General features: G+C 52.5%; 19 protein-coding genes. 15 read left to right on the top strand and 4 right to left on the bottom strand.

Features of this window, described 5'->3' with window-relative positions; all coding sequences use genetic code 11:
• Positions 1-51: 51 nt before the first annotated feature.
• Complete coding sequence (locus CBW46_RS00565; protein ID WP_089198094.1) at positions 52-1251, bottom strand: ROK family transcriptional regulator; 1200 nt, start codon at positions 1249-1251, stop codon at positions 52-54.
• A 174-nt stretch (positions 1252-1425) separates the two neighbouring features.
• Between CBW46_RS00565 and CBW46_RS00560 the strand changes: the two genes are divergently transcribed.
• From CBW46_RS00560 to CBW46_RS00510, 11 genes are all read left to right on the top strand, one after another.
• Positions 1426-1857 (top strand): RbsD/FucU family protein, encoded by a 432-nt coding sequence (locus tag CBW46_RS00560; protein WP_089198093.1) that lies wholly within the window; start codon positions 1426-1428, stop codon positions 1855-1857.
• A gap of 16 nt (positions 1858-1873) precedes the next feature.
• Positions 1874-2923: an aldo/keto reductase gene (locus tag CBW46_RS00555; RefSeq protein WP_089198092.1), complete on the top strand. Its 1050-nt coding sequence runs from the start codon at positions 1874-1876 to the stop codon at positions 2921-2923.
• Positions 2924-3211: 288 nt separating this feature from the next.
• Positions 3212-4003, top strand: a complete 792-nt coding sequence (locus CBW46_RS00550; protein ID WP_089198091.1) for a sugar phosphate isomerase/epimerase family protein — start codon at positions 3212-3214, stop codon at positions 4001-4003.
• Positions 4004-4013: 10 nt separating this feature from the next.
• Positions 4014-4982, top strand: a complete 969-nt coding sequence (locus CBW46_RS00545; RefSeq protein ID WP_089198090.1) for a Gfo/Idh/MocA family protein — start codon at positions 4014-4016, stop codon at positions 4980-4982.
• A gap of 292 nt (positions 4983-5274) precedes the next feature.
• Complete coding sequence (locus CBW46_RS00540; protein ID WP_243633116.1) at positions 5275-6237, top strand: ABC transporter permease; 963 nt, start codon at positions 5275-5277, stop codon at positions 6235-6237.
• Between the two features lie 15 nt (positions 6238-6252).
• A complete protein-coding gene (locus tag CBW46_RS00535; protein WP_089198089.1) occupies positions 6253-7146 on the top strand; it encodes a carbohydrate ABC transporter permease in 894 nt (297 codons plus the stop codon).
• Positions 7147-7221: 75 nt separating this feature from the next.
• Positions 7222-8901 carry an ABC transporter substrate-binding protein gene (locus CBW46_RS00530; RefSeq protein ID WP_089198088.1) on the top strand — a complete coding sequence of 560 codons (1680 nt, stop codon included), beginning with the start codon at positions 7222-7224 and terminating at the stop codon, positions 8899-8901.
• 38 nt (positions 8902-8939) lie between these two features.
• Entirely contained in the window at positions 8940-9938 is a 999-nt protein-coding gene (locus CBW46_RS00525; RefSeq protein ID WP_165842159.1) for a hydroxyacid dehydrogenase, read from the top strand.
• Between the two features lie 67 nt (positions 9939-10005).
• A complete protein-coding gene (locus CBW46_RS00520) occupies positions 10006-11001 on the top strand; it encodes a hydroxyacid dehydrogenase (protein WP_089198086.1) in 996 nt (331 codons plus the stop codon).
• Between the two features lie 18 nt (positions 11002-11019).
• On the top strand, positions 11020-12168 hold the full coding sequence (gene dgoD / locus CBW46_RS00515; protein ID WP_089198085.1) for a galactonate dehydratase: 1149 nt from the start codon (positions 11020-11022) through the stop codon (positions 12166-12168).
• Between the two features lie 425 nt (positions 12169-12593).
• Complete coding sequence (locus CBW46_RS00510) at positions 12594-13616, top strand: NADH:flavin oxidoreductase/NADH oxidase (protein ID WP_089198084.1); 1023 nt, start codon at positions 12594-12596, stop codon at positions 13614-13616.
• A 262-nt stretch (positions 13617-13878) separates the two neighbouring features.
• Here the strand turns inward: CBW46_RS00510 and CBW46_RS00505 are convergent, their stop codons facing one another.
• Both CBW46_RS00505 and CBW46_RS00500 read right to left on the bottom strand, forming a co-directional pair.
• Complete coding sequence (locus CBW46_RS00505; RefSeq protein ID WP_089198083.1) at positions 13879-15225, bottom strand: hypothetical protein; 1347 nt, start codon at positions 15223-15225, stop codon at positions 13879-13881.
• A 159-nt stretch (positions 15226-15384) separates the two neighbouring features.
• Positions 15385-16422, bottom strand: coding sequence for an LLM class flavin-dependent oxidoreductase (locus CBW46_RS00500; RefSeq protein ID WP_089198082.1), 1038 nt, complete (start codon positions 16420-16422; stop codon positions 15385-15387).
• Positions 16423-16707: 285 nt separating this feature from the next.
• Between CBW46_RS00500 and CBW46_RS00495 the strand changes: the two genes are divergently transcribed.
• Together CBW46_RS00495 and thiM are read left to right on the top strand one after the other, a co-directional pair.
• Complete coding sequence (locus tag CBW46_RS00495; RefSeq protein WP_089198081.1) at positions 16708-17241, top strand: YceI family protein; 534 nt, start codon at positions 16708-16710, stop codon at positions 17239-17241.
• Between the two features lie 27 nt (positions 17242-17268).
• Positions 17269-18069 (top strand): hydroxyethylthiazole kinase, encoded by an 801-nt coding sequence (gene thiM / locus CBW46_RS00490; RefSeq protein ID WP_089198080.1) that lies wholly within the window; start codon positions 17269-17271, stop codon positions 18067-18069.
• 327 nt (positions 18070-18396) lie between these two features.
• On the opposite strand, the gene CBW46_RS00485 is transcribed toward thiM, so the two are convergent.
• Positions 18397-18756: a gamma-glutamylcyclotransferase gene (locus CBW46_RS00485; protein ID WP_089198079.1), complete on the bottom strand. Its 360-nt coding sequence runs from the start codon at positions 18754-18756 to the stop codon at positions 18397-18399.
• 194 nt (positions 18757-18950) lie between these two features.
• On the opposite strand from CBW46_RS00485, the gene CBW46_RS00480 reads away from it, so the two are divergent.
• Both CBW46_RS00480 and CBW46_RS00475 read left to right on the top strand, forming a co-directional pair.
• On the top strand, positions 18951-19463 hold the full coding sequence (locus CBW46_RS00480; RefSeq protein ID WP_089198078.1) for a BsuPI-related putative proteinase inhibitor: 513 nt from the start codon (positions 18951-18953) through the stop codon (positions 19461-19463).
• 265 nt (positions 19464-19728) lie between these two features.
• The gene (locus CBW46_RS00475; RefSeq protein ID WP_089198077.1) at positions 19729-20181 is read left to right on the top strand and encodes a Fur family transcriptional regulator; all 453 of its coding nucleotides are present in this window, start codon (positions 19729-19731) and stop codon (positions 20179-20181) included.
• The last annotated feature ends 8 nt before the right edge of the window (positions 20182-20189 follow it).

Below are 20189 nucleotides of genomic sequence, written 5' to 3'. Positions count from 1 at the left end.
CAATTGGTTTGTAGGTTAACCGAATTTCCGGTCCTGTTTAACTCTCGTGGCTCAGCTGAAAAAAGAAATCGAAATATGTTTATCAAACGCGAAATTTGCCGCCCCGAGTGCTCCCCCTATTTCTTTGTACACAGCGGATTTAACCTCCGTGCCGGACAAAAGCGCACTCATCGCTCTCTGACGCATAACCTTGGTCGCAGTATCCACAAAGAGCTGACTACCATTTGGTATCGTACCTCCCAGAATAATCGCCTCGGGATTAAAAGTATTCAACAGATTTGCCATCGAGATACCCAAATAGGATGCCGCCTGCTTTACCACCTGTTGGGCCAGCTCATCGCCTTTGGCTGCGGCAGTACACACGTCTTGCGCTTTGATGGTGTGCAAATCAACGCTCATGCCGGAATACAGTTCCGATCGCTCCGTCGTTCTTAGAAGCCTGCGAAATTCCTGCTCCATCGCGGGACCGGCGGCGAGCATATGCAAGCAGCCGTGATTGCCGCACGGGCAGAGAGGGCCATCGGGCTCTATGGTGGTATGGCCGATCTCACCGGCTCCGCCGAGCGAACCGGATAACAGCTGCCGGTTTATGTACAGCCCTGCCGCTATGCCTGTGCCCACACCAATATAAATCATATGATCAAATTGCCGACCTGCTCCGTATCGGCATTCAGTAAGGCCTCTCGCCCTATGCCGGTTGACGACAACTGTCGGCCAGCCGATCTCCTTTTTCATGAAAGACGCCACTTCGACATTATTCCATTCCAGCTCCGCCGCGCTCCGTATGACACTGTGGTCTGCATCGACCAGTCCCGGCACGCCAAGCCCGAGCAGCGGCACAGTGGGTACCTCCACACCTTTTCTAAACTTGGTCACCGCATCAGCCAATGTACTGAACGCGGCTTCGGGGTCAAATGAGTTCACGTTGATCTTCATGCTGTCGATGACATTGCCAAGCAGGTCGAAAGCGCCTAGAGTCCATGTTTTATTATCGAGATCGGCTCCAATGATGGCGCGGGATCGGGGCACTAGCTCCAATGTGGTTGCTGGCCGGCCCTTGGTCGATTGACGTGTATCCGTTTCATGAACCAGATTGAGGTCGATAAGTTCCGCGATGGAAATAGAAATCGTAGCCCGGCTCAAACCGGTCAGGCGAGTCAGTTCGATGCGGGACATGCTGCCATGTACTCGCAATGTTTGAAGTATGGAGAGCTTACTGCCTTTTTGGTCTTTGATATCCATCTGGTTCATTTACAGCACCCTAACTTTCAGTTTGGAAAATATTTGAATAAAAAACATTATAGCATACCCCGGACATAATACAATAAAAGTAAACCAAATAGTTTATATCTTTACAAAAGTTGAAGCCGGTGTTAGAATGACCTCGAAGTACTGTTAAATTATGGAGCAGAGGAGGGTTGAACCTTGCTAAAAGGGATAGCCAGCGTCATATCCCCGGAACTTATGAAGGTGTTGATGGAGATGGGGCATGGAGATGAGATTGTTTTGGCTGACGGCAACTTTCCCGCGGCAGCAATTGCCAAACGGTTGATTCGGGCCGACGGACATCTGCTCACCACCATGTTGGATGCGGTTATGCCGCTGTTCCCGTTGGATAAATCCGTACAGCGCCCGGTGGTTGTGATGTCGCTGCAATCCGGTGATCCGACGCCTGTTGTATGGACTCAATACAGCAGCACAATCCGAAAGTTTGAAAGCGCATTCTCCGATTTTGAGTATGTGGAACGGTTTCGTTTTTACGACAGAGCACGGCTCGCTTACGCAGTTGTCGCTACAGGGGATCAAGCGTTCAAAGGCAACTTAATCTTGAAAAAAGGCGTCATTCGCGACGAATAGGCGGGAGGTAAGGGAGATGAAAACAAGAGCATTAGGCGCATCCGGTCTGCAGCTTAGCGTGCTCGGCATGGGCTGTTGGCAGTATGGCGGTGGATCCTATTGGGGTGAGCAAAGCCAGAAGGACGTTGACCTGGTGGTCCACCGCGCGTTGGACATGGGGATTAACTATTTTGATACCGCAGAGGTATACAACGAGGGAAAAAGCGAGATATCGTTGGGCATCGCGCTGAAAGGACGCCGCGAGCAGGCCATCATCGGCAGTAAAATAAGCACTGCCCACGCCCGGCCCGAGGAGATAAAAAGGCACTGCGAGGCAAGCCTGACCCGCATGCAAACCGATTACATCGATATGTATATGCTGCACTGGCCTTTGACGGCCGTCTCTGTGAAACACTTCAGCGACGATGAGGCGTTGATTGCTAATCTGCCGTCAGTGAGTGAGGTATTCGATGGGCTGAACATGCTGAAGCAGGAGGGTAAGATCCGCCATATCGGCATAAGCAATCACGGCCTGAAGCAGATGGATGAAGTGCTGGCCACCGGGGTTTCGGTCGCAGCCAACGAACTCGCGTACAGCTTGTTCTCCAGGGCAATTGAGGCGGAGGTGATTCCGTATTGCGCGCAGCATCAAATTGGCGTCATCGGATACATGCCTTTGCAGCAAGGTCTTCTGACCGGTAAATTCGCGAGCTTGGATGAAGTGAGACCGATGCAGGCGAGATCACGTCATTTTCACCATTCGAGAGGGCATGGCACCCGGCACGGGGAAGAGGGAGCCGAGGCGGAAATGAACGCAGCGCTGCTGGAGCTCGCGGCTGTCGCCAAGGAACTGGGCGTGAGCATGGGCACGCTAAGCTTGGCATGGGCGATCGCAAATGAACATATTTGCTCGACGATTGTCGGATCGCGCAACCTTGAGCAGCTCGAAATGAATGCAGGAGGTGCAGCCTACGAGCTCAGCGCCGACGCAGTGAGCCATCTGAACCGTTTAACCGCCCCCGTGCTCGCTAAGCTGGGCAACAATCCTGATTACTATGAAAACCGAAACGGGAGCCGAGTAGTTTAGTTAATTCAAAAAACGACATATATTTTCGCTAGACGGCAGATTTGACATGTCCAGATCATATTTTTTGTTCAAATTTGCGTATTATGAACCTGATTTTACATACCAACACAAAAAGATAATTTAAATATTGACGTTAGTTTGTCAGTTGGAGTAATATGTAATTGTTTTCGTGTAAGCGTTTTACTGATAAAGTTTCATTTCGCAAGTCCGCACCTGTGTTTCATGCCGCAGCTGTGTGCCACGCCGATCCTGAGTTTTGACAAAGTTAATCGATAGAGGGGTGCCGATATGTCCAGCAGTACAATCTCGTTTTCTGTGTTTACGAAGCCGTGGAAAACAAAATCGGTATGGCAGCTTGCTCAATTTGTGAAGGGCATGGGATTTGACGGTATAGAATTTCCATTGCGCGAGGGTTACCAGCTGGAGCCGGCACAAGCAGAAAAGCTGCCGCAACTAGTCGCTCAATTTGCCGATCACGGCTTGAAAATTTTCAGCGTCGCGAGCGGCACGGACGAACATATCTTCGCTGCTTGCGCTGAGGCGGGAGTTCCGATGATCCGTGTTATGCCGGTGATACGGCCTGAAGACGGTTACCTGGCTTCCGTGCAAAAAGCACGCGAGCAGCTGGAGGCTCTTGCGCCGCTATGTGAAAAGTATGGGGTCAAGATCGGCTGTCAGCAGCATTATGGCAATAACGTGACCGATGCAACGGGCTTGAAGCATTTGCTAGACGGATTGAATCCGGACTATTTAGGGGCGGTTTGGGATGCAGCGCACGATGCGCTCGCAGGTCAACAGCCTGAGTTCGGGCTCGATATCGTATGGTCCCACTTGGGCATGGTTAATTTCAAAAATGCATATTACAAACGCACCAACGGACCCGAAGCGGAGCATGCCGAATGGAAACGCTACTTCACTTCAGGCCGGCAGGGTCTGGCATCCTGGCCGCGGGCCGCGGCGTATTTGCAAAAGCGGAATTATGACGGTGTCATATGCCTGACCGCCGAATACACCAATGAAGAGGATGTCGCCCGGTTAATTCAGCAGGACATAGCGTATGCCAAATCTTTGTTCGCTTAAGGAGCGCAATATGGGAGATAAAGTAAAAGTAGCCATGATCGGCACGGGAAGAATGGCCAATTTGGTCCATTTCCCTTCGCTCGCCTCGTTTCACGATGTAGAGATCGCAGCGGTCTGCGATGTATATCCGGCATCTCTTCATACCACCGCCGACGAATACGGTATTGCCAAGCGGTACACGGACTACAAGATGATGATAGAGGAAGTACAGCCGGACGCAGTGTATGCCATTGGCCAACCCCATATTATGTACGATGTATGGATGTGGTGTCTGACCCGCGGTATTCATTTATACATCGAGAAACCCCTGGGCATCACCGTACACCAAGCCAGATCACTCGCACACGCGGCGGAGAAAAACGGATGCATCACACAAGTGAGCTTCCAGCGGCGTTCATCTCCAATGGTAACCCGGCTGCGGGAGGAATGCTTGAAACGGGGCCCGATCACGCATGCCGTGTGCAGGTTTTACAAGTCTGAAATACAGCCGTTTCTGGGCGCGCGAGACAGAATGATGGATGACACGGTCCACTCCATTGATACGCTGCGGTGGATGTGCGGGGGAGAGGCCGCAAAGATTGAGAGCACCACGAAACGGGTTCAAGTGCCGGATATCAATTTCATCTCCGCAACGATTCACTTTGATAACGGGTCCACTGGTTACTTGATCAACAGTTGGTCCAGCGGCAGAAGAATTTTTGCGGTGGAAATGCATGCCCCCAACATCTGCGTGGAGGCCGAGCATGAAACAAAAGGTTACTTGTACGCGGATGGCGACACTGCGGGGGTCGAGTATGATGCCCGCGAAATGGCCGGGGGCGGCGAGTTGTTCCAATTCGGCGGATTTCAAGCCAAGCACAGGGAATTTATCAACTGCCTGAAGGCGGGAAAGCTGCCGTCGTCCCATTTTGGAGATGCGGTAAAAACAATGGAAATCGCTGAAGTGATTCTGGCGCAAGCGCTGCTGGACGGCCGCTGAGCTCACAGGTGTGCGATTGTTGCACGGAATTGATCGGCGCGCTCAATGCACTTAAGCGCTGTGCACGGTCCGCCGAGCCGCAGCTGCCGCGATCGTTGCACGGAATTGCTGGCGGGCTCAATCCACGGATTCCACGTGCCTGCGGCTGTAAGGTCAAGCGCCCGCAGTACGCTCCGCATCCAAGCTGGCTATCGTAACTGTAACGCGGCGTCCGCTCTGCGGTGCAGTGTCCACGGAACTTGGATATAACGACGGTGGCGCGGCCAGTACCAATTTGAAAGGAGGTGTCGGTGTGGAATCGGCAACAGTGGAACGGGCGGCCGGGATCACGCGGACTCATAAAGGCGTCAAGCTGTTAAAAGACATGGCCAAGGTTTGGCAGCTGTATCTGCTCATGGCTCTGCCTTTCGCTTACATTATTATCTTCAAATACGTTCCCATGTACGGCGCCCAAATCGCCTTTAAAAACTTCATCGCCACGAAGGGCATTTGGGACAGTCCTTGGGTGGGGTTTGATCATTTCGTTAGGTTTTTCGAGTCGTATGAATTTTGGAACATTATGGGCAACACGATCGGCCTTAGCTTGTATCAGCTGGCGGCAGGGTTTCCTTTTCCGATCCTGCTGGCTCTCAGTCTGAATTATGTCATGCATGAGAAGTTCAAAAAGCTGGTTCAAATGGTCACCTACGCACCGCATTTTATTTCAGTGGTCGTTATGGTCGGCATTATCATGCAAGTACTGGATCCGCGCATCGGAATTGTGAGTACAATCGCCCGTGCCTTTGGCTTCGAGTCGGTGAATTTGCTCGGAGTTCCGGAATACTTCAAGAGTATCTACGTATGGTCGGGGGTATGGCAAAATGTTGGTTTTAGCTGCATTATCTACCTGGCTGCGTTATCGAGCATCGACCCTGCGCTACACGAAGCCGCTGTCGTTGACGGTGCAACCAAACTGCGCAGAATGTGGCACATCGACCTGCCGGGCATCATGCCTATTGCGGTCATCCTCCTTATTATGGAAGTGGGCCGCATGCTCGAAATCGGCTTTGAAAAAACATTTCTCATGCAAAATCCGCTCAATCTTCAAACCTCCGAGATCGTCGACACCTACGTATACAAAGTGGGGCTGGCATCAACCGTCGTCAACTTTTCCTACTCTTCCGCTATCGGTCTTTTCAAAAACGTGATCAATCTCATTTTACTTCTTGCCGTGAACCGTCTTGCCAAAAGATTGGGACAAAGCAGTTTGTGGTAGACAGGAGGGTGACAGGTGAATTCCTCAGTCAAAGAGGTCACGGTGGACAGAGTGTTTAACATCGTAAACTACACGGTGCTATCGTTGTTTTTTCTCGCTGTGCTATATCCGCTGGTTTACATTGTAAGCGCTTCTTTTAGCTCCACGGAGGCGGTTACGTCCGGCAGGGTCTGGCTGTGGCCGGTGGAGCCGGGGCTTAAAGGCTATAATGCGGTGTTTGAATACAAGGCGATCTGGACGGGTTTTGCCAATTCATTGTTCTACACTGTGGCAGGCACGGCCATCAATGTCATTTTGACTGTGATCGCCGCGTATCCGCTGTCGCGAAAAGATTTTATCGGGCGCAATGCGATTATGTTCATTTTCGTGTTCACCATCATGTTTTCAGGCGGTATCATCCCCAACTATTTGCTGGTAAAAGATTTGGGCTTGCTCGACACCGCTTGGGCGATGCTGCTGCCCTCCGCCATCAGTGTATTCAACGTGATCGTGGCAAGGACGTATTTTCAAACCACGATTCCGCACGAGATGCTCGAAGCGGCTCAAGTGGACGGCTGTACGGACTGGAAGTTTCTGCTCAAAATGGTCATCCCGCTGTCCGGTCCGATTATTGCCGTGCTGGCTTTGTTTTACGCCGTGGGTCATTGGAACTCTTATTTCAATGCTCTCATGTATCTGAAAGACCGCGAGCTGTATCCGCTGCAGCTGGTGCTCCGAACGATTTTGATCCAGAACCAGATCGATCCCAGCATGGTGACAAGCGAAGAAGATCTCATTGCCCGCCAGGGGCTCGCGGATCTGCTGAAATACTCCCTGATCGTCGTGGCGACCACGCCAATGCTGCTCATTTACCCGTTTGTGCAAAGACATTTTGTCAAAGGGGTGATGATCGGTTCGATCAAAGGTTAGTGAGTCTTCAGGCTTAGTCAGGCAATACAGTGAGTCAGCTCTGCACCGTTGAAAAAGAAAGGGAGGTTGAAAGCTTTGAAAAAATCGGCTGCACTCCTGCTATCTACGGTTTTTGCACTGTCAGCTGTGATGTCCGCGTGCTCGAAGGAGCAAGCCGGCACAAGCATGGAGGAAACGCAGGGAACGGAGGCAAGCGCCACCGCGGCAAATGTCAATCCGCCCGGTCAATTTCCGATTGTGAATGAAAAGATCACTTTGAAGGTGGCCGTGAAGGGCAGCAGCCTGGTCGAAGATTTGAACACGAACGGATATACCAAATGGCTGGAAAACAAAACGAACATCCATGTGGACTGGACGGTGCTCGATGAGAAGAACTTCCAAGAGCAGCTGAATCTGCTGCTGGCCGGCGGCGATTTGCCCGATGTGATCATGAACCTCGACGTGTCACCGGAGCAGCAAATGATTTACGGCGAACAAGGCATATTTGTGTCATTCACCGATTTAATCGAGAAGTATGGGGAAAACACGAAAAAAATATTCAAGGAAATGCCTGAAGTAAAAAGCGCGATCTCCGCACCAGGCGGCAAAATTTACAGCTTACCCTACGTCAACGACTGCTATCACTGTTCGCTGGACTACAAAATGTACGTTTACAAGCCGTGGTTGGATAAGCTCGGTTTGAAAGAGCCGACCACAACGGAAGAATTTTATCAAATGCTTAAGGCATTCAAAGAAAAAGACCCGAACGGCAACGGAAAACAAGACGAAATCCCGCTGGTCGGCGGTGTTGCGACAGGTTCCAGACCGTCCAAGTCCGAAATTGACGTCTTTTTGATGAATTCATTTATTTATGACGACGGGTACAAGCGGATGCTTTTGAAGGACGGAAAAATCGATGCAGCTTACAATAAGCCGGAATGGAAAGAGGGACTTAAGTACCTGAACAGGCTGTATAAAGAGGGGCTGCTGGACCGGCAGACGTTTACGTTAGATAAAGCGGGCCTGAAAAAAATCGCGGAGAACCCGAACACAGTCATCGCGGGTGCGATTCCAGCCCACTCCCCGTCAGATATTACGATTGTCGAGGGGGAAAGCGGAAGGTGGCTCGAATATCAGCCAATCGCTCCGGTGAAAGGGCCGAACGGCGTGCAAAAGACGACCTGGCTCGCTTATGACAAAATCAGACAGGGCGAATTTATCATGACGAGCGCCAACAAATATCCTGAGGCGACCATGAGATGGGCGGATGCGATGTACGATTTTGAGGCTCAGCTGTATTCCAACTTCGGCGTGGAAGGCTCCTCTTGGGAAAAGGCGAAGCCGGGCGATTTGGGTCGTGACGGCAATCCCGCCACGTACAGATTGCTGGTGCCATATGGACGCGTTCAAAACGAAAACTGGGCTCAGTATGGCGTCAACTACCGGACCGATAAAGAGTATTATGCCGGCCAGGCGGTTCTGAAACAACCGGACAAAGAAAAAATGTATTATGACGTCACCAAGAAAAACTACGAGCCTTATAAGCCGAGCATTGACGAGATCGTGCCTCCGCTGTTCTTCCCGCCTGTCGATGCCCAGCAGCTCGCCGATTTGGATAAAACAATCAACGACTATGTAAAAACGAGCATTGCCCGTTTTGTTACCGGTGATTTGGACATCGACAAGGAATGGGACAATTACGTTCAAACGCTGGACAAAATGAATCTGAAAAAATACATCGAAATCTATCAAAAAGCCGTGGATGCCAAGAAGTAGGAAGACCTACGTCTGCTGCAGGAAGGAGCTTAACGGCAATGCATAAATTTTTGGTACAGATTCCGCGAAATTTGGTTCATTTGTTCTTTACGCCTGGGAGCTTGGATAAGTTGAATAGACTCGGAGAGGTCGTCTGGAATCCATACGACCGCCCGTTCACCGAACAGGAGCTGGCAGAGCGGATTCGCGGCGTGGATACGGTGATTACGTCGTGGAAGAGCGCGCCATTCACAGATGCTGTGCTGCACCATGCGGACCGGCTGCAGTGGATCGCCCATATGGCAGGATCAGTAAAACCGATTCTGCCGACCACGGAGGTATACCAGCGGGGCATTCGGGTGTTGAACAGCAACTATGCCATCGCGGTGTCCGTGAGCGAATCGGTATTGGCGTTGATTTTGGCACTGGGACACAAGATCGTGCCGGTGGATAAGGTTATGCGCGCGGGCGGCAACGCCAAGAGCTCGACCTATGAAACCTGCGAGCTCCGCGGCAGGACGGTTGGCTTGGTCGGCTTGGGCATGGTGGCGCGTGAGGTGATCCGGCTGCTCCAGCCGTTTCAAGTGCGCATTTTGGGCTATGATCCGTTCATTTCGAAAGCGAAAGCCGAGGAGCTAGGTGTTGAACTGCGACAATTGCATGAACTGCTGGCCGAATCGGACGTCATTTCTTTGCACGCGCCAAAAGTGCCGGAGACGTATCAAATGATTGGACGGCACGAGTTGTCGTTCATCCGGGATGGCGCTCTGCTCATTAATACGGCTCGCGGGGATTTGATCGATGAAAGCGCGCTGATCGAGGAGCTGCGGCTCGGCAGGTTCAACGCAGCGCTGGATGTGTTTGCGCTGGAGCCGCTGGCTACTGACAGTGAACTTCGCCGCATGGACAATGTTATTGTGCGTCCGCACTTAGCCGGTGTAAATCCGGATTCAAGGCTCCGCATCGGCACCCTAATGGTGGAAGAGCTGGAGCGGGCTTTGCAAGGTGCGCCGCTGCGTTTCGAGGTCAAGGAAGAACAGCTGGCGATCATGACGTGAGCCATTTGGCTCAATCTGATCGCAAACCGTGGCGCAGAACAGTTGCGCTAGACGAAGGAGAGTAAATATGGGGAAACCAACAGCACTTGTACTGCCGCCTCAATCGCGGCTGGATGAAGTGTGCTCATCAGAATGCGTTCGCCTGTTAAATAAGCATTTCGAGCCTGTTTGGAATCAGACGGGACGGGATTTCACCGAGGAGGAACTGGCGGGGATGATCGGTTCCGTCGAAGTGGTGCTCACCAGCTGGGGCTCGCCAAAAATCACAGAGCAAATGTTGGAAAAGTCGCCGAAGCTCCGTATGATCGGCCACGCAGCGGGCACGGTGAAAGGCAGAATACCAAGCACTGTGTTTGCCAAGAGGATCAAGGTTTTTTCCGCCGCTCCAAGGATCGCCCATAGTGTAGGAGAATACTGCTTGTCCGTGCTGCTGGCTTCGCTTCGGCATATTCCCGCTTTTCATGACGAAATGCGGGCTGGACAGTGGCGCGCAAGCGGGCGGAAAGGCCGGGAGCTGGCGGGGCAAACGATTGGCATTGTGTCAGCGAGTTCCACGGCCAGAGCGTTCATTCAGCTGCTTGCGCCGTTTCGCGTCACCATTAAGGTATTCGATCCTCATTTATCTGACGAGGCAGCTGCCACACTTGGGGTGACACGGGCGAGTCTTGAAGAAGTGATGAGCTGTCCCATTGTTTCCATACACGCACCAAAGCTGCCCGCCACTTACCGGATGATCACACGCGAACTAATAGAGAGAATCCCCGACGGGGCGCTTTTTATCAACTCCTCGCGCACGGATGTGCTTGATGAGGAAGCCTTGCTGGAACAGCTGCAATCAGGCCGCTTTTTCGCAGCTCTCGATGTGTTTTCACGCGAGCCGGTTCACAGCGATAGCCCTTTTTTAGCGCTGAACAATGTCATTCTGACCCCGCATGTCGCCGGAGCTACGGTGGAGGGCCATTTATCTTTGATGGAAGAGGTAGTTCGCGATATGGTAAGATGTTTGGAGGAAGAAACTACCTGCTTCGAGGTTACCGAGCGAATGTGGGAAACGATTGCATAATGTGGGGAGATGTACACGGTGAAGATCACAGGTTACACGTGCTACAAAGTAGCGCCAAGATGGTTATTTTTAAAAATTGAAACGGATGAAGGCATCAGCGGTTGGGGAGAGCCGGTGATAGAGGGCAAGGCCGACACTGTGCAGACTTGCGTAAACGAGTTAATGGAAGCGCTTATCGGCAAAAACCCGCTGCGCATCGAAGACCATTGGAATACGATGTATCGGGGCGGCTTTTACCGGGGCGGGCCGATCATTATGAGCGCCATTGCCGGCATCGATCAGGCGTTATGGGACATTAAAGGGAAGTATTACAATGCTCCGATTCACGAACTGTTAGGAGGTGCGTGCCGCGACCGCATGCGTGTATACTCCTGGATCGGCGGAGACCGGCCGACGGAAGTGGGCTTGGCCGCCAAGGCCGTGGTAGCGGCGGGCTTCACAGCAGTGAAAATGAACGCAACCGAAGAATTGCAGTACATCGATTCCTACGAGAAAGTGGATCAGGCGGTTGCCCGTATCGCTGCGGTGCGAGAGGCTGTCGGCGGAAGTATCGGGATCGGCATCGATTTTCACGGTCGGGTACATAAACCTATGGCAAAAATGTTGGCTAAAGAGCTCGAGCCCTATCGGCCCATGTTCATCGAGGAACCGGTGCTGCCGGAAAACAATGAAGCATTGCGCGAAATCGCCAATCATACGTCCATTCCTATCGCTACTGGCGAGCGCATGTTCTCAAGATGGGATTTTAAACAGCTGTTTGCCGAAGGCTACGCTGACATTATCCAGCCTGATCTATCTCATGCCGGCGGCATTACGGAATGTAAGAAAATCGCATCGATGGCGGAGGCGTATGATGTCGCGCTCGCCCCGCATTGTCCGCTTGGACCTATCGCTTTGGCTGCTTGTCTGCAGGTTGATGCAACCGCTCACAATGCCATTATTCAGGAGCAAAGCTTAGGCATCCATTACAACGAAGGCAGCGACTTGTTGGATTATTTAGTTGACGGTAACGTGTTCGCCTACAAGGACGGTTTCGTCGACATTCCGAAAGCACCGGGCCTGGGTATCGAAATCAATGAAGAGCACGTGAAAAAGTTAGCTGCTGAAGGCCATCAATGGCGGAATCCGACGTGGAGACACCGCGATGGTTCTGTCGCCGAGTGGTAAGATGCTGGAATGATAAGGAAGACTATGCCGCTTGATGAGCGGACATAGTCTTTTTCGTTGTTGGCGGCCGCTCGGCCACCTCCCGTCTGACTCGCCTGTAGAGCCGCCCGGTCCATCGCCCGCCGACGTTCCTCCACAGCCGCTTCGCACATTCACTGCACAGCCAAATGACTACCGACTGCTCCGAATTGAATAAAGCACAATACGCAAGTGCTACACGTGGGTCCGCCATGGCTGCAGTGGGACCGCAGCGCCACGCGAACTGCTATCAGCGGCGATAGCAGTTTGCCCTCGCCCGGCGGGGCTGGTATTCATTACTACCACGGCATTTGAGTTAGGGTTCACGTTCGGTATATAATTAAAAGCTATTGTGCAAACAATAGTATCTAGAAAAAAATACGTACATGGAAAAGGAGAGATCAATTATGAGCCATTTATCCGCCCCTTTTAAGATTAAAGGAATGGAATTGAAAAACCGGATTGTTATGCCTCCTATGTGCCAATATTCGGTCGAAGCCAGAGATGGTACGCCTAATGAATGGCATTATGTTCACTATGTGTCGAGAGCAATAGGTGGAAGCGGCCTTATCATTATAGAAATGACGGACGTGGAACCGGACGGCCGTATTACCGATTTTGACCTCGGCCTGTGGTCGGATGATCAGGTTCCGGCCTTCCGCAGAATTATTTCGGAAGTACATAAACATGGTGCCAAGATCGGGATTCAGATCGCCCACGCCGGCCGCAAGGCGGAGGATGCAGACCCGCCAGTCGGTCCTTCCGATATTCCCGCAGGTGTGCGATTCAAGACACCTCGTCCACTGAGCACCTCCGAGGTGAAGGACATGGTCAAGAAATTCCAAGACGCGGCTCGGAGGGCGATTGCGGCTGGTGTTGACACGATCGAAATTCATGGGGCGCACGGTTACCTCATCCATCAATTTCACTCGCCTCGAATCAATAACAGAGACGACGAATATGGTCAGGACAGAGCGCTGTTTGGCGTGGAAGTGATCAAAGCCATTAAGAGCATCATGCCTGAGGATATGCCGCTGCTGTTCAGAATCTCAGCGGCGGAGTACATGGCAGGCGGATATGGTCTCGATCACAGCGTCGAGCTCTGCAGAAGGTACCAAGAAGCAGGCGTGGATATGTTCCATGTGTCGACGGGAGGTGAAGGCGGTCCGGAAGGCCCAACCAAGCCGGGCAACTATCCGGGCTACCAGGTACCGCACGCACGAGCCATCAAACAAGCGCTGAATGTGCCGGTGATCGCCGTCGGACTGCTCGATGATCCGGCGCTCGCTGAAGCTACGGTAGCTAACGGCGATGCGGATCTGGTCGCTGTTGCACGCGGTATGCTGCGCGACCCGTACTGGGCAATTCACGCGATAAAGCAAACCGGTGGCGACGTTAACCCGCCAAGGCAGTACGAGCCCGCATACTGATCATCGTTTTATACGACAGGAGTGCCGTGGCGGGCTGTGGCTGACATGTCTGGGGCAGACCGCTATGATCACGATACAATATTTGACATCGCGTAGATGGATTATCACACACAGGGTTGACCGGGATGGCTCGGTCGACCCTTTTCTTTTGCTGTACACGTGCAGTGAACAACAAAAGCGTTGAGGTACAACCTACCCGCTATTGTGCACACGATTTCCAACGATATACATTGTTATAGGCTCCGGTTCGGACTACTATGAGCTAAGCAGATTGCTGCGAGTCCCTGTAGGGCATGATTTGCGCATCAGGGTCGGCAGCCGATGCTGCGGCGATGTCATCGTCCTCCGCCAACACGTACGCCTCGCCAGGATAGTCGGCCGCCTCCTCTGGGTACCCCGGAGAGGGCAGCGCCTCGAAATCTTCCGGGTGGGCCGGAGCAGGATAGGGCACGTTCAGAAAGTGAGCCGCTGGTTCAACCGCGTAAGCCGAAAAGGGAACGTCGACATAGAGCGGGGCATAAGGCGCGCCAGGGTGCAGCGGCGGATGCGTATAAGCCGCCAGCGGAGCAGCGGCATAGGGCGAGCCGACTGCGTTGGCGAAGGGCGCGACGTTTTCATTCATGTCAGGCGCGATGGGTGCGATGGCGTAGGGAGCATAAGGCGCGTTAGGCTGCAGCGGGGCATCCGCGTAAGCCGCCAGCGAAGCATTGGCATAGGGCGCCATGGGTGCGTTGGCGAAAGGCGCGACGTTTCCGCTCATGTTAGGAGCCATGGGTGCGATGGCGTAGGGAGCATAAGTCGCGCCAGGTTGCAGCGGCGCGCCCGCATCCGCATAAGCTGCCAACGGAGCATTGGCGAAAGGCGCCATGGGTGCGTTGCCGAACGGCGCGACGTTTCCGCTCACGCTAGGAGCCATGGGTGCGTTGGCGTAGGGAGCATAAGGCGCGCCAGGCTGCAGCGGGGCATGCGCATCCGCATAAGCCGCCAAAGGAGCATTGGCGAAGGGCGCCACAGCTCCGTTGGCGAACGGCGCGACGTTTTCGTTGATGCCAGGCGCCATAGGTGCGTTGGCGTAGGGCGCATAAGGCGCGCTAGGCTGCAGCGGCGCGCCCGCATCCGCATAAGCTGCCAACGGAGCATTGGCGAAAGGTGCCATGGGTGCGTTGCCGAACGGCGCGACGTTTCCGCTCACGCTAGGAGCCATGGGTGCGTTGGCGTAGGGAGCATAAGGCGCGCTAGGCTGCAGCGGCGCATCCGCATAAGCCGCCAGCGGAGCATTGACGAAGGGCGCGACAGCTCCGTTGGCAAAAGGCGCGACGTTTCCGCTCATGTTAGGTGCCATGGGTGCGTTGGCGTAGGGAGCATAAGTCGCGCCAGGCTGCAGCGGTGCATGCTCATAAGCCGCCAGCGGAGCATTGGCGAAGGGCGCGACAGCTCCGTTAGCGAACGGCGCGACGTTTTCATTCATGTTAGGAGCCATGGGCATGTTGGCGTAGGGAGCATAAAACGCGCCAGCCTGCGGAGCCGCGGGCTTTCCCGCTTCCGCAGGATAGGCAGCGCTTGGCGCTCGATGACCTTCGCAGTGGGGAGAAGCAAATACGCGATTCATATGTGTTGTCCTCCAGTGATATAGTCATTTGACTAGATATTCTATGTAGGTCTGCCATATGTAGTTCGTGCCCAGCACAAAAAACAGCAATTGAATAAATCAATTCAAATTGCTGTTCTTGTAATCAACACTGTCGCTGTGACTGATACACCGTGGGGTTTATTCGCCTCTGGCAATTTCTCCTACAATTTCATAGGAGCGCAGACGGGCCTGATGGTCGAAAATTTGTGAAGTTACCATGATCTCATCTGCCTCTGTGTCATCCAGAAACGTTTGCAGTTTCTGCTTCACAGTGTCTTTACTTCCGGCAAACGTGTACTTCAGCTGCTGATAAACGGCATATTTTTCATGCTCATTCCACAGCTCATCCATGTTGTCCACCGGCGGCTTCAAACGACCGGTCTTGCCGCGTATGAGGTTAAGGAACTGCTGCTCCATCGAGGTGGCGAGATACCTGCCCTGTTCGTCAGTATCCGCGGCAGCGATATTAACAGCGGCCATCGCATATGGTTTGTCCAATACTTCGGAAGGCTGGAAGCTGCTGCGGTACAGATCTAGCGCCGGCAGCAAATACTCAGGTGAGAAGTGGCTGGCAAATGAAAACGGCAGACCCAGCTGGCCGGCCAATCTTGCGCTAAATCCGCTTGAGCCCAGCAGCCAGATTGGTATGCTCAACCCTTCGCCCGGCACGGCCCGGACGCGTCTTGGGGCGGATGTGGAGGGACTCAAAAACTCCCGTAACTCCTCCAGCAGCTGCGGGAACTCCTGACCATTGGTGCCTAGATCACGCCGAAGCGCGCGCGCTGTGGCTTGGTCGGAACCGGGCGCGCGGCCGAGACCGAGATCAATCCGGCCTGGGTACATTGATTCAAGCGTGCCGAATTGTTCGGCAATCACCAGTGGCGCATGATTCGGGAGCATAATGCCGCCGGATCCAACGCGAATTTTGGACGTGCCCTCGGCAACATACCCTATGACCACTGATGTGGCAGAGCTTGCGATGCCTTCCATGTTGTGGTGCTCGGCCAGCCAGAAACGGTTAAAGCCCCATTTTTCTGCGTGCTGAGCAAGGTCACGGCTGTTGCGAAAAGAATCGGCCGCCTTTCCACCCTCCACGACGGGAGCCAGATCAAGCACCGAGAATGGAATATCGGACAATTGCTTATGATTTTGATTGTTGGTGCCGCCATCAGACATATCTTTTTCCTCCTTCTGGATGACAGTGATAAAATCATTCGCCTAACCTAACATAAATAGGCAGGATCGGTCAAGTGTTGCGGCCGCTGTTACTTGTGCCCCGGAAAGCACATAAACCCTAACAGATAGTATCCTTTTAAACAGTTAAATTATTTGCGAAAAAAGCAGAAAATCCATGGTTTGTACAGCATTGACAAAAGGGGTTTGATGGAATAGAGTTAATGTAGTCTTGTTATATTGTTAGTTAATATACTAAGGTAAGTAAGCTGAGGAGGCAAATAGAGGATGACGAAGACAAAATGGTCCGTTGACCCGACTCACAGCAGCATTGACTTTACAATAAGACACATGATGATCGCAAAAGTAAAAGGAACGTTTCACAATTTTGCAGCGGAAATTGACGCCGATCCGGAAGATCTAACAACCGCCCAAGTACAGTTTACCATTGATCTGAATAGCATTGACACACGGAACAAGGAACGCGATGACCATTTGCGTACGGCGGATTTCTTTGATGTGCAGCAGCATCCGGCGCTGGTCTTCAGATCCACTAGTATTGTCACAACCGGAGATGGAGAGTATGATGTGACGGGCGAAGTGAGCTTGCACGGTGTGACACGCTCTGAAACGTTTTCGGTTGTATACGAAGGCGCAGGAATTGATCCATGGGGTAATGCAAAGGTTGGTTTTAGCGGCCAAGGCAGTATTAAGCGGAGCGACTATGGCCTGACATACAATGCCGCCCTGGAGACGGGAGGCGTCCTCATCGGGGATGAGGTAAAAATCGATATAGAAATCGAAGCGGCAAAACAGAGCTAGAACGTGCCGTGATGAGGGGGTTACCTGTTGGATAGTAGTACAATCATTAAACTGCTGATGAAGCTGCGTGAGAAAAATCCCCTTGTGTTTAATATAACCAATGTTGTCGTCACCAATTTTACGGCAAACGGCTTACTTGCCCTCGGTGCTTCTCCCGTAATGGCATATTCCAGCAAAGAAGTGGCGGACATGGCGAGGATCGCGAATGCGCTCGTTCTAAACATCGGAACACTGGATGACAGTGTCGTTGAGTCTATGCTGATTGCAGGAAAAGCCGCGAACGAGCGGCATACTCCCGTGATATTGGATCCGGTGGGAGCAGGCGCCACTGCTTACAGGACCGAGACTTCACGGATGCTAGCGAAACAGTTGAAGATTTCTGTCGTTCGCGGCAACGCGGCGGAAGTCGCCAACTTGATCGGCGAACAACGGTCGATCAAAGGCGTAGACGCCGGCGAAGCCGGCGATAATGCGGCTGGCTTGACTGGCCGAGCGGCGCAGGAACTCGGCTGCGTAGTCGCGGTAACGGGCAAAGACGACTACGTGAGTGACGGCACTACTACATACAAAATCAGCGGCGGCGACAGCATATTGACGAAGGTGACCGGAACCGGCTGCTTGCTTACCGCAGTCATCGGCGCCTTCACCGCGGTAGAGAGCAATGCGCTCGTCGCGTCGGCAGCGGCCCTGGCCTACTATGGCGCGGCCGCGCAGCTGGCAGCTCAGCGAGCGGCGGGTCCTGGCAGCTTTCAAGTAGAGTTTTTGGATGAATTGGCACGGGTGCCGCAGGCTGTGTTTGAACAGTCGACGATTGAACAGATTAATTGAGAGTAGCGTTTCAATTTCGGTAAGACGATTGTGTGCTACCGTGGCGCACACCAGTTGATCGATGAAAAAATGCAGGCAGAATGGGACATTCCCGGATATGGCAGCTGATCACACAGATGCCCTTCGGCAGGCCTACGGCACAGCCGGGGGGACAGAGAGTTGATGCCTATGGACCAGCGTTTTCAAGTGTATAAATAGCGGTGTGAACGGCCCGTGTGAGCGGTCGAATCACAAAAAAAGCGATAATCCCGGCGAGGAGTATCGCTTTTTCTTTTATCGTTTATCTCCACGTCCTACGGATGGGAGGCACACCGTGGTTTCGTTCAACTACTGCCAGCTGCCCGATTCCACTTTGGTTAACTCCAAGCCGTCATCGTACATAAAAGCGACTGCGTGGTATTGATTGCGTGCGGATACAGCTTTGATTGGCCTGACATGAAATTGAAACGGCGAATTTAATAGATCGTAATGCTTCACCATCTGTATCATAGAGGCGAATTGATCGTCATCCAGCTGCAACAGCTTGCCGAACACGATTGCATCGCCTGGCGCCAGCGCGGGAAACCCCATTCCTGTATCGTACAGACATCCCGTGACCCAAGCAACATCTTCTATCAAAGTGAAACTCCGATAAAAAGGATTGGAATGCAAATGCGACGAAATGACCCCGTACACGAACAGATACATGGAGTGGTCTCCTTTGATGTTAAGCCAGTTACCACTATTGTAAAATAAACCTGTTAGAAAAGTATTAAACTACGAAAAAGACCTGTTAAATTCACACACAACCCTGTGGAATATTCCCAGCTATGCCTCCGTCTGAGTGTGAGGTGATAAATATATGGAAAACACGCTATGTAATATGAGGCGTAATACTTTGCTTGTATCTCGGCGGCTGTGCGCAGGGAGCGCCTCAGCAAGCGCAATCGTCGGCGGTCATTCTGGCCCAGGCAGATGCTGCTGAGCATGATGGCAGTCCAATCAACAAAACTCCGCCCGCGCAGATGGCATCCGGCCTATTTAAGACGGCATTGGTTGTGGCACAAGAGGACGGGCGGATGAAGCTCAACTTTTCCGTTCACAACACATCCGGCAAAGATCTTAGCATCTCCCATGGATCCGGACAACACTATGATATCGTGGTGTACGACAGCCTCGATCAGGAAGTATACAGATGGTCGGTGAACAAAGCATTTACGCAAGCTCTCATCGTGCGCACATTGCAAAAAGACGATCAACTTTCCTTTAATGAAGTGTGGGATTTATTAGACTCGGAGGGTAAACGGGCACCGCCAGGCGATTACAAAGTGCAGGTGCATGTTATGATCGGTCTCAAGAATGCGGAGATAAGCCCGGATGAATTGACAGATACGGTCAACGTGACCATTAGATGAGAAATAAATGCAGGCCTGTTGAGGCAGCGGCATCCTCATGCAGCTCGGTGAATGAAAACCGACATGAACTGTATGAGGTTTTTTTATGGCGTGGCTTACGCAGTGGGTCCGCGAATTTCATCTGATCTTCATCAATTCCTCATGTAAGCTTCATGATTGTCGCTCGGGTCGGTGGTATTATCTATACATAACTTAGATTAAGTCTAAATTTAAATCTAAGGAGTGAGAGAGCGATGAATGAGTTCACAGGTGTGGTGGTGAGTCCATGGAAAACACAATCGATGAAGCTCTGCGCATTTTCGCATCATCCGGCATACGCATGACCTCGCAGCGGGAATTACTGCTGCGGGTGTTGTATTTAAAAACATCCCATCCTACGGCCGAGGAGCTGTATAACGCAATTAACGCGGAGCATCCGGGCGTTTTGAGCAGGACAACGGTCTACAACAACTTGCGGGCGTTGAAGGGCGTGGGGTTGGTGAAAGAATTCTATCTGCATAACAGCGGCGCCGCCCGCTACGACACGAACACGACCCCGCATCATCATCTGTGTTGCACCTGCTGCGGCCGTATTCAGGATTACACCGGAACCGCAGCAGAGCACGTGCAAGCCGCTTCGATAGAGGGCTTTCGAGCGGAGAGCGTATATAAAGAAATATCCGGAGTGTGCGGGCAATGCCAAGCAGCTCCAGCAGCGTTACAGCTGCGAATTGTTTGATCAACCAA

Origin of the sequence: Paenibacillus xerothermodurans (genome assembly GCF_002220865.2) — a bacterium.
Classification (GTDB): domain Bacteria; phylum Bacillota; class Bacilli; order Paenibacillales; family NBRC-103111; genus Paenibacillus_S; species Paenibacillus_S xerothermodurans.
The sequence above is the reverse complement of the archived record's forward strand: the minus strand, read 5'-3'. Positions and strand labels throughout refer to the sequence as shown.